11 protein-coding genes are annotated in these 12,922 nt (G+C 70.2%); 8 read left to right on the top strand and 3 right to left on the bottom strand.

The annotated features are described in order from the left end of the window. Position 1: 1 nt before the first annotated feature. Both AC1DYG_RS07555 and AC1DYG_RS07550 read right to left on the bottom strand, forming a co-directional pair. Positions 2-1,249: a TIGR04282 family arsenosugar biosynthesis glycosyltransferase gene (locus AC1DYG_RS07555; RefSeq protein ID WP_477639240.1), complete on the bottom strand. Its 1,248-nt coding sequence runs from the start codon at positions 1,247-1,249 to the stop codon at positions 2-4. Positions 1,250-1,287: 38 nt separating this feature from the next. Beyond that, positions 1,288-1,965, bottom strand: a complete 678-nt coding sequence (locus AC1DYG_RS07550) for a glycosyltransferase family 2 protein (protein ID WP_477639239.1) — start codon at positions 1,963-1,965, stop codon at positions 1,288-1,290. A 123-nt stretch (positions 1,966-2,088) separates the two neighbouring features. Here AC1DYG_RS07550 and AC1DYG_RS07545 point away from each other — a divergent pair, with 123 nt between their 5' ends. Next, positions 2,089-2,793: a response regulator transcription factor gene (locus tag AC1DYG_RS07545; RefSeq protein WP_477639238.1), complete on the top strand. Its 705-nt coding sequence runs from the start codon at positions 2,089-2,091 to the stop codon at positions 2,791-2,793. A 5-nt stretch (positions 2,794-2,798) separates the two neighbouring features. Further along, the gene (locus tag AC1DYG_RS07540) at positions 2,799-3,938 is read left to right on the top strand and encodes a sensor histidine kinase (RefSeq protein ID WP_477639482.1); all 1,140 of its coding nucleotides are present in this window, start codon (positions 2,799-2,801) and stop codon (positions 3,936-3,938) included. Between the two features lie 30 nt (positions 3,939-3,968). Here the strand turns inward: AC1DYG_RS07540 and AC1DYG_RS07535 are convergent, their stop codons facing one another. After that, entirely contained in the window at positions 3,969-5,024 is a 1,056-nt protein-coding gene (locus tag AC1DYG_RS07535; RefSeq protein WP_477639237.1) for an NAD-dependent epimerase/dehydratase family protein, read from the bottom strand. A 249-nt stretch (positions 5,025-5,273) separates the two neighbouring features. On the opposite strand from AC1DYG_RS07535, the gene AC1DYG_RS07530 reads away from it, so the two are divergent. From AC1DYG_RS07530 to AC1DYG_RS07505, 6 genes are all read left to right on the top strand, one after another. After that, positions 5,274-8,354 (top strand): alpha-mannosidase, encoded by a 3,081-nt coding sequence (locus tag AC1DYG_RS07530; protein WP_477639236.1) that lies wholly within the window; start codon positions 5,274-5,276, stop codon positions 8,352-8,354. Between the two features lie 226 nt (positions 8,355-8,580). Continuing rightward, positions 8,581-9,243: a GntR family transcriptional regulator gene (locus tag AC1DYG_RS07525; protein ID WP_477639235.1), complete on the top strand. Its 663-nt coding sequence runs from the start codon at positions 8,581-8,583 to the stop codon at positions 9,241-9,243. Positions 9,244-9,366: 123 nt separating this feature from the next. Further along, complete coding sequence (gene biuH / locus AC1DYG_RS07520) at positions 9,367-10,158, top strand: biuret amidohydrolase (protein ID WP_477639234.1); 792 nt, start codon at positions 9,367-9,369, stop codon at positions 10,156-10,158. Beyond that, the gene (locus AC1DYG_RS07515; protein ID WP_477639233.1) at positions 10,155-10,850 is read left to right on the top strand and encodes a cysteine hydrolase family protein; all 696 of its coding nucleotides are present in this window, start codon (positions 10,155-10,157) and stop codon (positions 10,848-10,850) included. Before biuH ends, AC1DYG_RS07515 begins: the two co-directional genes overlap by 4 nt. A 35-nt stretch (positions 10,851-10,885) precedes the next feature. Then, positions 10,886-12,544, top strand: coding sequence for a hypothetical protein (locus AC1DYG_RS07510; protein WP_477639232.1), 1,659 nt, complete (start codon positions 10,886-10,888; stop codon positions 12,542-12,544). Next, positions 12,544-12,918 carry an AtzH-like domain-containing protein gene (locus AC1DYG_RS07505; RefSeq protein ID WP_477639481.1) on the top strand — a complete coding sequence of 125 codons (375 nt, stop codon included), beginning with the start codon at positions 12,544-12,546 and terminating at the stop codon, positions 12,916-12,918. The genes AC1DYG_RS07510 and AC1DYG_RS07505 overlap by 1 nt, the downstream gene beginning before the upstream one ends. Positions 12,919-12,922 lie beyond the last annotated feature (4 nt).

The following is a 12,922-nucleotide window of genomic DNA, read 5'->3' as shown; positions in this document are numbered from 1 at the left end:
CTCAGGCGGCCCGGCGCAGGGTGACGAATGCGCGGCCGTCCGCACGCCAGTCCTCGACCGCGAGCAGGCCGGCCTGCCCGGCGTACCGAACCAGGGCAGACGCACCCACCAGGGCCCACGGGATGGGGGTGGAGCGGCGACCCCATGGGCCGGTGAGGGTCACCGTGGTGCGCACATCCACGTGCTCGACGGCGTCGACCTCGACGAGCGCCCAGCCCTCCGGACTCAGCAGCTGTCGGCACCGGTGCAGCAGCTGCAACGGGTCACCGCCGATGCCGACGTTGCCATCGGCGAGCAGCAGCGTCTGCCAGCGCCCTTCGCCCGGGACCCGCTCGAAGACGCTGCGACGCAGCGCGCTTCCGCCACGCGCGCGGGTGTGGCCGACCGAGCTGCCGGACACGTCGATCCCGAGGGTGGGCAGGCCGCGCGCGGCAAGGGCCTCGACGAATCGTCCGGGCCCGCAACCCACGTCGATCACCGCGCCCGAACACCTGCTCACGATGAGGTCGTCGACGTCGGACATCGTGAGCCACTGGGCCACTGGCAGCGGTCGTGGAACCCCAAAGGCCGCCGACTCTCCCTCGACGTGGACGCTGCCCCGGACGAGCGCGGTGTCGAACATCAGCGTCGGGTCGCAGGGTGTCTGCACAATCCGGCGGAAGGTCCGCGCGAAGCGCGTGTCAGGAGCGATGGTCGCTGCGGCTGCGGCGTCCGCGGGTTCGTCGACGTCCCGTTGGGTCGGCAGCAGGTGCACCGACAGCCCTTGGGAGACAAGGCGTTCGAGCTGCGCCAGACCCGTCCGGGCCGTCGACATCGGCACGCCGACAAACAGGCCCGGCTGGTAGCGACGCAACCCGATCGCCCAGTAGCCGCCGTCCTCGCTCAACCCGAGCACCGCGTCTGCGCCCTGCCAGCCGGCGAGGAGGTCTGCGGCGCCGACTTGCGGCGTGTCCATGCCGATGAGCAGCGTCGGCTCGTCGCCGTCGGGGGGCAACGCCTCGCGGAAGGCGTGGTCGAGTCGCTCGCCGAGGCCGCCACCTCGCTGGGGGTGCACGGGCACGTCGTCCGGAATCCAGGGCGTGCGCGGGCCGTCCCACGACAGGACGGTCCGAGCCCCAGTGGCCCGGGCTGCGGCAAGGGTGTCGCGGATCGCAGCCGCGGCGAGTGCGGCGGCCTCGCGGGGGGAGAAGTCGGGGGTCAGCCGAGTCTTGACCCGGCCGGGCTGGGGCGACTTGGCGAGAATCAGCACCGTGCGAAGCTCGTTCGAGCGGGCCCCGGCCGAGGCCGTCACGATGCCAGCACCCGGCTCATGTCATGTACGGCGCGGGCGGCGCCCAGCCAGGTTCCGGTGACCTTGGATCGGCCGGACCGAGGGAGGTAGGGGATCGGCACCCCGGTGACCGACCATCCCGCGCGCGCGGCGCGGAGCACCGTCTCGAGGGGGTAACCCGAGCGCCGGTCGTCGATGGGCAGCCCCTGCAGGGCTGCGGTGGGGGCCAACCGCAGTGGCCCGATGTCCTCGAGGTCGACACCGGTCGCTCGCCGGACCTGCTGGGCAAGGACCCTGTTGGCCAACCGAAGTCGCCCGGGCCACGCCGCTCCAGACACCGGGCGCCGCGCACCCACGACGAGGTGGGACCGCCCGTGGTCGAGAGTGCCTCGGTGTTCGGCGAGCAGGGCCTCCAGCGACCGTGGGTCGAGGCTGGCATCGGCGTCCATGAAGGCGACGAGGGGCGCTGTCGCGGCCCGCAGCCCGGCATGACAGGCCGCGCCGTATCCCCGCTGGAGGACCTCGACGACCTGGATCCCACGACCTTGCGCGATGGCCACCGATGCGTCCGTCGAGCCGTTGTCCGCGACGATCGGCCGGGCCCAGTCCGGCATCCGGTCGAGCACCCAGGGCAGCGCCTTCGCCTCGTTGAGGCAGGGGAGCACGACATCGACTTCCGGGGATCGGTGGGCCATGGAGCCGACGCTAGGGCGCAGGTGGCCACGTCCGAGCTTCGCGTCGATGACGAAACCCTTACGGGTGGGCGCGACGGACCGCGCGGACCCCGGGGAGGCGCCCACGCGGCATACGCTGCGGAGATGGTCGCAACTGTGCTGGTCGTCGAGGACGACCCCACCGTCTCCAGCGTCCTCTCGGCCTACCTGCGCCGGGCGGGCTTCGAGTCGGTTCTGGCCGCAGACGGGCTGACTGCGCTGCAAGCCTGGCGCGAGCGCCGGCCGGACGTGGTGATCCTCGACGTCATGCTGCCGATGATGTCGGGCCTCGAGGTGCTGCGCCGCCGCCGGGCAGAGGACGACCACGCCGCCGTCATCGTCCTGAGCGCCCGCGGCGAGGAGGACGACCGGCTGCTCGGACTCGAGCTCGGCGCCGACGACTACATGGTCAAGCCGTTCAGCCCGCGGGAGGCGCTCGGCCGCGTGGAGGCGTTGCTGCGTCGAGGCGAGCGACTCGGCGCCACGGCGTTGCTGCCCAGGGTCACCGAGCGGCTCGGCGTCCGCGTGGACACCGGCGTGCGGTCCGCGACGGTCGACGGCCGGGGCACCGAGCTGACCGCACGCGAGTTCGACCTGCTGGCCTACCTGATCGCCCACCCGGGGCTGACCTTCACCAAGGAACAGCTGATGCATCGCGTCTGGGGCTGGGACTTCGGCGACACCTCGACGGTCACTGTCCATGTGCGCCGCGTGCGCGAGAAGATCGAGGACGACCCGTCCGACCCCCGGCGGATCGTCACCGTGCGGGGGGCCGGCTACCGGTTCGGTGACGCCGAGGAGCAGCCGTGAGCGACATGCAGCAGATCATCGCCGTGACCACCCTCGTCTGCCTGGCCGCCGGGGTCGGCGGAGGTGTCCTGCTCTCCTCGATGCGGGGTCGGTCCACGGCCACCCTCGTCGTCGTCGCGTCGCTGGTGCCCTTGCTCGCAGTGTCGCTGGCCGTCTTCGTCAACGTCCAGCGGATGTTCATCTCGACGCACGACTCCACCGTCGTCCTGGTGGCCCTCGGCTGCGCCGGCCTCATCGGGGTGCTGCTCTCGCTGGTCCTGGGCCGGCAGGTGGCTGCCGGGTCCAGCGCCCTGGCACACTCCCTGCGTTCGCTGGGCGACGGCTCCGACCACCAGCACTCGCGGACGCGGAGCGCGGCGGTGTCGTCCGAGCTCTCGGAGCTGGGTCGCGAGCTCGACACCACCAGGAGCCGGCTGGCGGCATCGGAGCAGCGCGAGCGGGCCCTGGAGCGCTCCCGACGCGAGCTCGTGGCTTTCATGTCGCACGACCTGCGCACCCCCCTGGCGGGGCTTCGAGCGCTCGCCGAGGGCCTCGAGGACGGTGTCATCGAACCCGAGCCGGCACTGCGCCAGATGCGGCAGACGGTGGGCCGGCTGGACGGCCTCGTGGGTGACCTGTTCGAGCTGTCCCGGGTCAGCTCCACCGAAGCCCGCGCACGCGAGAACACCGCTCTGGTGAGCCTGGTCGAGGTGGCCCACGACGTCGTCGGAGAGCTCCAGCAGCACGCCCAGCAGCGTGAGGTCTCCCTGCAGCTGCGGACCCGCGGAGACGATGACCGGCTGGCCGTCACAGGCAATGGCGACGAGCTCACCCGGTTGCTCGGCAACCTCGTCGGCAACGCTGTGCGCCACACGGCGCCAGGTGGGTCGGTCGTGGTCCGCGCAGAGCGCAGCGCGGACGGTCGCACCCAGGTCTCGGTGCTGGACCAGTGCGGGGGCATCGCGGAGCCCGACCTGCACCGTGTCTTCGAGGCGGGATGGCGAGCCGACCCGGAGCGCAGTGGACATGACGCGGGTGCTGGCTTGGGTCTGGCCATCGCCAAGGGCATCGTCGAGTCGCACGCGGGGTCGATCTCGGTCGCCAACGTCGACGGAGGGTGCAGGTTCGAGGTGGCGCTGCCTGCCGCCGACGTGCCGGTTAGCTGAACGAGCGTCGTCGAGCCGGCTGCGCGTCGTTCAGCCGAAGGACAGTCCGCTGAGCCCTTCTCGCAGGGGAGTCGTTGCAGCCCAACCGATCTCGCGGGCAGCCAGGTCGCTGGAGGCCGTGATGTGACGCACGTCGCCGAGGCGGTACTGCCCCGTCACCTCGGGCGCGGGGCCGCCGGCCAGTGCGGCCAGCTCGGTCGCCACGTCACCGATCGTGTGCACGACGCCGGAGCCGACGTTGTATGCCGAGCGTCCGGGTCCGTGGCCCGACGTGTCCCGGCCCAGCGCCGCCACGAACGCGCTGGCGACGTCGTTGACGTGGATGAAGTCGCGACGCTGGCCACCGTCCTCGAAGACCTGCGGCGGCACCCCCATGGCCGCGGCTGACCAGAAGATCGCGGCGACACCGGCGTAGGGCGTGTGCCGCGGCATACCCGGCCCGTAGACGTTGTGCAGGCGAAGCGACATGGCAGCCGCACCGGTCTCACGCGCCCAGACCGAGGCGAGCTGCTCCTGCGTGACCTTCGTGGCTGCGTAGGTGTTCCGCGGATCCATCGCGGCGTCCTCCGAGACGAGGGTGGGGTCGAGGTCGTCACCACAGGCGGGGCACGTCGGCTCGAACAGTCCGCGCGCCAGCCGCTCCTCCTCTCGCGGAGCGGGGGAGACCCGACCGTCACGGCCGCACGTGTAGGAGCCCTCGCCGTAGACGACCATGGAGCTGGCCTGGACGAAGCGCGGGACGCCGGCGGCGTGGCAGGCCCGCAGCACCGTTGCCGTGCCGAGCGCGTTGCTCGAGACGTAGTCGTCAATGTCGTCCAGGTTCACGCCGAGCCCGACCTTGGCAGCGAGGTGCACGACCGCGTCCGCGCCGTCGAGGTGTGCGCGGACCGCCTGGAGGTCCCGGACATCGGCCTCCACCAGGTGCACGCCCAGGGCGGACAGCCGGGCCCGGGCCGCAACCCCACCGTCACGGTGGACGTCTGCACGGAGGGAGTCGACGACGAGCACGTCGTGCGCCGAGCTCGCAAGGGTGCGCACCAGGGCAGCACCGATGAACCCGGCTCCGCCGGTGACGACGATCTTCATGCCGCCCACCCTGCCAGCGCGCATCGCAGTCTCGGCGGTCCGCCACCTTGCGGCGCGATTACGAGTGGCTTCCTGCGGTCCGGCCCAGATCGAGTACGTTCCGGCAGACGGTGGCGAGCCTTCTCCGGCAAGGTGGTGCCACGGCAAGGCCAAGCCACGGCAAGGTGGTGCCACGGCAAGGCCACGCCACGGCAAGGCCACGCCACGGCATACCAGTCGACGACCACGGCGCATCGATGAGAGGCAGCCATGCACGATGACATCCCCCTGACCGTCGGCCGCGCCACGCGTGTCCTGGAGGAGCGCATCCTCCCGGCAGTGCACGCCGTGACGGCTCCGGTGACCGTCGAATGGCACGAGCTACCGGGTGAGCCCGTGCGGGTGGCGCGAGGCCTGGGCCTGGAGTACTCGCCGCATGAGGTGGGGACGCCGTGGGGTGCCGCGTGGGGGACGACATGGTTCCGGTTCACCGGGCAGGTGCCCGCCGAGTGGGCGCGACGGCGCGTTGAGCTGCTCGTCGACCTCGGCTTCGACACGGACATGCCGGGCTTCCAGTGCGAGGGGCTGGTGTACCGGCCGGACGGGTCGCCCGTGAAGTCGGTCAACCCGCGCAACCAGTGGGTCCTGGTTGCCGAGTCGGCAGCGGGTGACGAACCCGTCGAGCTCTACCTCGAGGCGGCGGCGAACCCGGTCCTGCTCGACCACCACCCGTTCCTGCCGACGCAGGAGGGCGACATCCAGACCTCGTCGTCGCGCCGGCTCTACACGACGCGGCGGATCGAGCTCGCGGTCTTCGAGGAGCAGGTGCACGAGCTGGCCCTCGACCTCCAGGTGCTGCTCCAGCTGCAGGCTGAGCTGCCGGAGGGGCCACGCCGGATGAAGGTCCTCCAGGCGCTCGACGAGGCCCTGGATGTGCTTGACCTGCAACACATCGCGGACACCGCGCTCGACGCAAGGGAAGCGCTCGCCCCCGCCTTGGCCCGTCGCGCCGACGAGAGTGCGCACGAGATCTGGGCCATCGGGCACGCCCACATCGACTCGGCCTGGCTGTGGCCGGTCCGGGAGACCATCCGCAAGGTGGCGCGCACGGCTGCATCGATGACCGAGCTCCTCGACCAGACCGACGACTTCCTCTACGGCATGTCGAGCGCCCAGCAGTACGAGTGGATCAAGGAGCACCGGCCCGAGGTGTTCGAGCGGGTCAAGCAGGCCGTGGCCGACGGCCGCTTCGTCCCGCTCGGCGGCATGTGGGTCGAGAGTGACACCGTCATGCCCTCCGGTGAGTCTCTCGTCCGGCAGTTCCTCTACGGCCAGCGCTTCTTCGAGCAGGAGTTCGGTGTCCGCTGCCGCGGCGTCTGGTTGCCCGACAGCTTCGGCTACTCGCCGGCCCTGCCGGGGCTGATCCGTCGGGCGGGGTTCGACTGGTTCTTCACCCAGAAGATCTCGTGGAACCAGGTCAACACGTTCCCCCACCACACGTTTCTCTGGGAGGGCATCGACGGCTCGCGTGTCCTCAGCCACTTTCCGCCCATGGACACCTACAACGCGCAGCTGTCGGGCGCGGAGCTGGCCACGGCATCGCGGCAGTTCCGCGAGAGCCGCCTGGCGACCGGGTCGATCGCGCCGGTCGGTTGGGGTGACGGGGGCGGCGGCACCACCCGCGAGATGACCGGCGTCGCGGCGCGTGTCGCCGACCTCGAGGGGAGCGCCAGGGTGCGGTGGCGTCACCCGGACGACTTCTTCGAGCAGGTGCGGGCCGAGCTGCCGCACCCGCCGGTCTGGGTCGGCGAGCTCTACCTCGAGCTCCACCGCGCGACCCTGACCTCGCAGCACCAGACCAAGCAGGGCAACCGGCGCACCGAGCACCTGCTCGTCGAGGCGGAGCTGTGGTCGGCGACCGCGGCCGTCCGTGGTCTGGTCGACTACCCCTACGACGAGCTCGACGCGTTGTGGAAGCAGGTGCTGCTCCAGCAGTTCCACGACATCCTCCCCGGCACCTCCATCGCCTGGGTGCACCGAGAGGCCGTCGCCGAGTACGAGCGGGTCACCGCAGCGGCCCAGGCGCTGGTCGAGCGTGTGCTGAGGGCGCTGGTCGGAGACGGCGACCAGCCCATCACCGTGAACGGCGCGCCGTTCGCTCGGCACGGCATACCGGCGTATGCCGCCCTGCCGGCCGGCGTCGCGGCCCTCGCCGCCGGTGCGGACTCACCGGCGCCCGCGCAGGTGGAGGAGCGCGACGGTGGCCACGTGCTGCAAAACGGGCTCGTGTCCGTCACCTTCGACGCCGACGGCCTGATCGCCTCGGCCGTCGACCTGGCGACCGGTCGTGAGGCCATCGCACCCGGAGCGAGGGGGAACCTGCTCCAGCTGCACCAGGACTTCCCGAACAAGTGGGACGCCTGGGACGTCGACCGGTTCTATCGCAACCGGGTGACGGACCTGCGCTCGGTGTCCTCCCTCACGGCCGATCTGGTGGACGGTGTGGCCCAGCTGGTGGTCGAACGCAGCATCTCCGCGGATTCGACTGTGCGACAGGTGATCTCGCTCGAGCCCGGATCTCGGGTGCTGGAGTTCGCCCAGACGACCGACTGGCACGAGACGGAGAAGTTCCTCAAGGTCGCCTTCCCGCTCGACGTGCGGGCCGAGCACAGCGTCGCCGAGACCCAGTTCGGCCACCACAAGCGCGTCACGCACACCAACACCAGCTGGGAGGCCGCGAAGTTCGAGACCTCCATGCACCGTTACGTCCTGCTGGAGGAGCCGGGGTTCGGGGTCGCGCTGGTCAACGACTCGACCTATGGCTTCGACGTCACCAGGGCCGCCGATGACGGCGACGTGACGACCACGGTGCGGCTCTCACTGCTGCGGGCGCCGCGGTTCCCCGATCCCGAGACCGACCAGGGGGTGCAGACCCACCGGTACGGCCTGGTGGTGGGAGCCGACATCGCTTCCGCGACCGAGGCCGGGGCTCTGCTCAACACCGACGAGCGGACCGTCACCGGCAGCCAGGGCGTCGACCCGCTGGTCGTCGTCACGGGGACCGGTGTCGTGCTGTCCAGTGTGAAGCTTGCGGCGGACCGGTCGGGCGACCTGGTCGTGCGCGTCTTCGAGTCGCAGGGTGCCCGCACCAGGGCCGAGCTGACGTTCGGCATTCCAGTGGGCGGGGCGGGCGGGGTAGTCGACGTGGTCGAGGTGGTCGAGGTCAACCTGCTCGAGGAGGAGCTCGAGACCGCGCCAAGCCTCGCGCTCGACGCCATGGGCACGATCTCGTTGTCGCTCAAGGCCTTCGACGTCCGCACCTTCCGGGTGCGACTCGACCGGCACCCGTGACGACGCCGTTGAGCGGCAGGTGGGCGGGCAGCATACGTCGGCCTGTAGATCCATCGCGAAGGCTTCGAAGTTCGAGTCCTTCACCTGCCACCACGTGCACGAGAGGGCGCCTCACCCGCGGAAACGCGAGTCAGGCGCCCTCTCTCACGCCCGCGGCCTCCCCAACCGACCCACGCGTGGACGTCATACTTCCTGCAGGAAGTCAGCCTGGGTGAGGAGCAGGGACGTGGAGACCGACGGGTCGACGGGCGGGATGCTGCGGTCACAGAGCCTCGTGGAGCTGGTCACAGACCAGCTCAGGGGCGACATCCTTTCCGGCGCGCTCGAACCCGGAGAGCGGCTCGTCGAGGGGCAGCTGACCCAGCGGTTCATGATCAGCCGCGCGCCCCTGCGCGAGGCGCTGCGCCTGCTGGTCGAGCAGGGACTTGTCGAGCACCTACCGCGCCGAGGCGCCAGGGTCACCACGTACTCGGCTCGTGACTTCGACGAGCTCTTCGCGGTCCGTGACGCGCTCGAGCGGTTCGCCCTGTCGCTGGTCCAGGAGCAGGAAGCGGCAGAGCTCGACACGCGAGCCGTCGAGGCCGCCCTGACGACGCTCGCCGACGCCGCCGATCGCGGCGACAGGCTGGCCGCGAGCAACGCCCACAGGGCCTTCCACCTTGCCCTCGTCGCGATGGCCGACAGCCGTCAGCTGCTCATCGCCTACGAACCGCTGATCGTCAAGCTCCAGATCTACATGGCCGCGAACCTGCGGCGGGAGGCGGACACCAGCTCACCCGCCGAGGGTGTGCGTCGCCATCAGCGCCTGCTCGACGCCGTGCTCAGCGGCGATCGCGTCCGCATCGGCGAGGAGCTCGACCGCCACGGATCGCGGCGGTACTTCCACTAGTCGCTTCAGGTGGTTTGGGCCTGATTGCCGGACTTCGAAACCTGACTTTCACGTCAGCGCAACCTATGGCCATCGCCAAACGGTCGACAATCGACATTCAGTAGCGATGCCCAGGAGGCGAGCGTGACTGACACCGAGATCTCCCCGTTGACCCGGCTCCCCGTCGTGACGAGCCGTGACGCCTCATGGTTCGTCGGACCGGTCGACGCCCGCCCCTACCCGTGGCCGTACGACCACTCGGTCGACGCGCGGCACGTGGCCGTGATCTGCATCGACTGGCAGGTCGACTTCTGCGGTTTCGGGGGATACGTCGACCGCATGGGGTATGACGTCGGCCTCACCCGTGCGGGCCTCCCAGCAACGGCAAGGCTCCTTCAGCACGCCAGGGACACCGGGATGACGGTGATCCACACCCGTGAGGGTCATGCGCCGGATCTGGGTGACCTCCCCGCGAACAAGCGGTGGCGCTCTGCACAGATCGGCGCCGAGATCGGGTCGGACGGCCCCTGCGGTCGCATCCTCGTCCGGGGCGAGCCCGGGTGGGAGATCGTCCCGGAGGTGGCGCCGGTCGCCGGCGAGTTCATCGTCGACAAACCGGGCAAGGGCGCCTTCTATGCGACCAACCTCGACCTCCTGCTGAGGACCAACCAGATCACCCACATCGTGCTGACCGGCATCACGACGGACGTCTGCGTCCACACCACGATGCGGGAGGCCAACGACCGGGGTTACGAGTGCCTCATCCTCTCCGACTGCACCGGGGCGACCGACCGGTCCAACCATGACGCGGCACTGCACATGGTCACCATGCAGGGCGGCGTGTTCGGAGCGGTCGCCGAATCGGGCGCCGTCATCGCCGCCACCTACCAGGCCGCCCCCCACCAGGCCGCCACCTATGAAGGGCAACAGCAATGAGCGAGCCCATCACCGTCGAGGCGGCACCCTCACCGTTCCGCTTCGAGCCGTCCCGCACCGCCCTGGTGCTCATCGACATGCAGCGGGACTTCGTGGAGCCCGGAGGTTTCGGCGAGACGCTCGGCAACGACGTCTCGATCCTGCAAGCCGTCGTCCCTCCGCTGCAGGCCGTGCTCGCCGACGCCCGGCAGCGCGGACTCATGGTCATCCACACCCGCGAGGGGCACCTGCCCGACCTCTCCGACTGCCCGCCAGCAAAGCTGCACCGTGGCGCGCCGTCGATGCGCATCGGCGACCCCGGCCCCAAGGGCCGGATTCTGATTCGTGGCGAGTACGGCCACGACATCATCGACGACCTCGCACCGTCGCCGGGCGAGCTCGTGATCGACAAGCCCGGCAAGGGCTCGTTCTACGCGACCGACCTGCACGACCACCTGGTCGAGGCCGGAATCACGTCGCTGATCGTCACCGGCGTCACGACCGAGGTCTGCGTGCACACCACGGTGCGCGAGGCGAACGACCGCGGCTACGAGTGCCTGGTCCTGTCCGACTGCGTCGGGTCCTACTTTCCCGCGTTCCAACAGGCAGCTCTGGCCATGATCAGCGCACAGGGCGGCATCTTCGGTTGGGTCGCCCCGTCAACGGCATATCTCTCGGCCCTCGCCACGGCCGACGCCACCATCACCGCCTGACATCTCTCTGACGTCCCCCGTCCAAGGAGCCCCCCATGTCTGTGCTCACCCGCCCCTTCCGCCCGTCACCTCGGCCGTCTCCCGGCCTGCGCCTCCCGTGGTGGACACCCGGCGACACCAACGCCGCCTTCGGCCTCGGATTCAACGTCCTCGTCAACGTGCTCGTCCTCAGCTCGCTCTGCATCGGCGTCCTCGGGCTGTCCCAGGACAACGTCTACGGGACGATCGTGCCGGCGCTCGGCATCCAGCTGCTGATCGGCAACGTCTACTACACCTACCTGGCCCGGCGACTGGCGCAGCGGGAGAACCGCGAGACGGTGACGGCGATGCCGTACGGGCCGAGCGTCCCGCACATGTTCATCGTGGTCTTCCTGATCATGCTGCCGGTCTTCCTCGCCACCAAGGACCCACTCAAGGCGTGGGAGACCGGGTTGGCCTGGGCCTTCATCATCGGTGTCATCGTGGTCCTCGGAGCGTTCGTCGGGCCCTACATCCGCCGGTTCACGCCACGGGCGGCGATGCTCGGGACGCTCGCAGGCATCTCGCTCGCGTTCATCTCGATGCGCCCGGCCGCGCAGATGTGGGATGCGGCGTGGATCGCCCTCCCGGTGTTCGTCATCATCCTGGCCGGGTTCTTCGCAGGCGTGAAGATGCCCTTCGGTCTCCCCGTCGGGCTCGTCGCCCTGCTGGTGGGCACAGCAGTCGGCTGGGCGGGAGGTTTCATGTCCGTCCCCGACGTGACGTCGGCCGCGAAGGACATCGCCATCGGCATCCCGACATTCCAGCTCGACCTGCTCCTGGGCGGGCTCAAGGACATCGGCCCGCTGCTCGCCACGGCGATCCCGCTGGGCATCTACAACTTCACCGAGGGCATGAGCAACGTCGAGAGTGCCGCCGCGGCCGGTGACGACTACAACCTCCGGAGCGTCCTGCTCGCGGACGGCGCCGGTGCCATCGTGGGCTCGGCCCTGGGTTCGCCGTTCCCGCCCGCCGTCTACATCGGGCACCCGGGGTGGAAGGCCGCAGGCGGACGGACCGGCTACTCGCTCGCCAGCGGCGTCGTGATCGCGTTGCTCTGTTTCCTCGGACTGTTCGGTCTGATCAACACGCTCCTTCCCACCCCGGCGATCGTCCCGATCCTGCTCTACATCGGCCTCGTGATCGGCGCCCAGGCGTTCCGCGCCGTGCCGAGGGCCCACTTCGTCGCCGTCGTGATCGCGATCATCCCCAACATCGCAGCCTGGGCCCAGACCCTCATCGACAACGCCCTCGGCGCGGCGGGGACGTCCGCGGCAAAGGTCGGCGAAGCCGCTCTCGAGGGCAACAGCGTGCTCTACCACGGGATCCTGGTCCTGGGCAGCGGCGCCGTGCTCGCAGGCATGATGATCGGAGCGGTAGTCGCGTTCATCATCGACCGCAACTTCGTGTGGGCAGCGGGCTACCTCGTGGTCGCCGCCGCGCTCAGTTTCGTCGGGATCATCAACGCGGAGAAAGTCCAGCTCAACGCCAGCTCACAGGTCACGATCGGCTACCTGCTCGCAGCGGCCGTGTGCGTCGCGTTCGCGACCATGAAGCTCCCGCGACGTGAGAAGGAAGCCGACGAGCTGGCCCTCGACGCGGAAGAGGCGATGGTGCAGCGGGCTCCCGTCGTGACCGAGCCAGAGCCGACCCGTGCGGCACGATCCGCGACGTGATGATGGCTGCTGCCGCAGGGCTCGCCCAGGAGGTCATGGACTGCTTCACGGCCTACGAGGCGGCTCTGGTGGCCGGGAATGCAGCCGCGACGGACTGGTGGTTCGCCGACGACATCCGGACCGTCCGCTTCGGGATCGCCGAGGAGCAGTGGGGTGCCGACGAGGTCCGGCGGTGGCGCAGCAGTGCCGCCACGGTTCCCGCCGGTCGCCACCTCACTGACACCCGGGTCGACGTCTGGTCCGAGAGCCTCGCGGTCGTCACGACCCGCTTCGCCTATCCGTCGTCACGCTCCGTCGGCCGTCAGAGCCAGACCTGGTTGAGGACCGAGGCAGGCTGGCGCATCATCCACGCACACGTCTCCGAGCGAACCTGAGCCG

Source organism: Pedococcus sp. P1_H8, assembly GCF_056405175.1.
Note: the sequence above shows the minus strand (reverse complement) of the source record. Positions and strands in the feature narration are given on the sequence as shown.

Excerpts from the sequence above, each read along its gene's own strand:
- AC1DYG_RS07550 (WP_477639239.1), bottom strand. The coding sequence starts at position 1,965 with ATGGCCCACCGATCCCCGGAAGTCGATGTCGTGCTCCCCTGCCTCAAC.
- AC1DYG_RS07545 (WP_477639238.1), top strand. The coding sequence starts at position 2,089 with ATGGTCGCAACTGTGCTGGTCGTCGAGGACGACCCCACCGTCTCCAGC.
- AC1DYG_RS07540 (WP_477639482.1), top strand. The coding sequence starts at position 2,799 with ATGCAGCAGATCATCGCCGTGACCACCCTCGTCTGCCTGGCCGCCGGG.
- AC1DYG_RS07535 (WP_477639237.1), bottom strand. The coding sequence starts at position 5,024 with ATGAAGATCGTCGTCACCGGCGGAGCCGGGTTCATCGGTGCTGCCCTG.
- AC1DYG_RS07530 (WP_477639236.1), top strand. The coding sequence starts at position 5,274 with ATGCACGATGACATCCCCCTGACCGTCGGCCGCGCCACGCGTGTCCTG.
- AC1DYG_RS07515 (WP_477639233.1), top strand. The coding sequence starts at position 10,155 with ATGAGCGAGCCCATCACCGTCGAGGCGGCACCCTCACCGTTCCGCTTC.
- AC1DYG_RS07510 (WP_477639232.1), top strand. The coding sequence starts at position 10,886 with ATGTCTGTGCTCACCCGCCCCTTCCGCCCGTCACCTCGGCCGTCTCCC.
- AC1DYG_RS07505 (WP_477639481.1), top strand. The coding sequence starts at position 12,544 with ATGATGGCTGCTGCCGCAGGGCTCGCCCAGGAGGTCATGGACTGCTTC.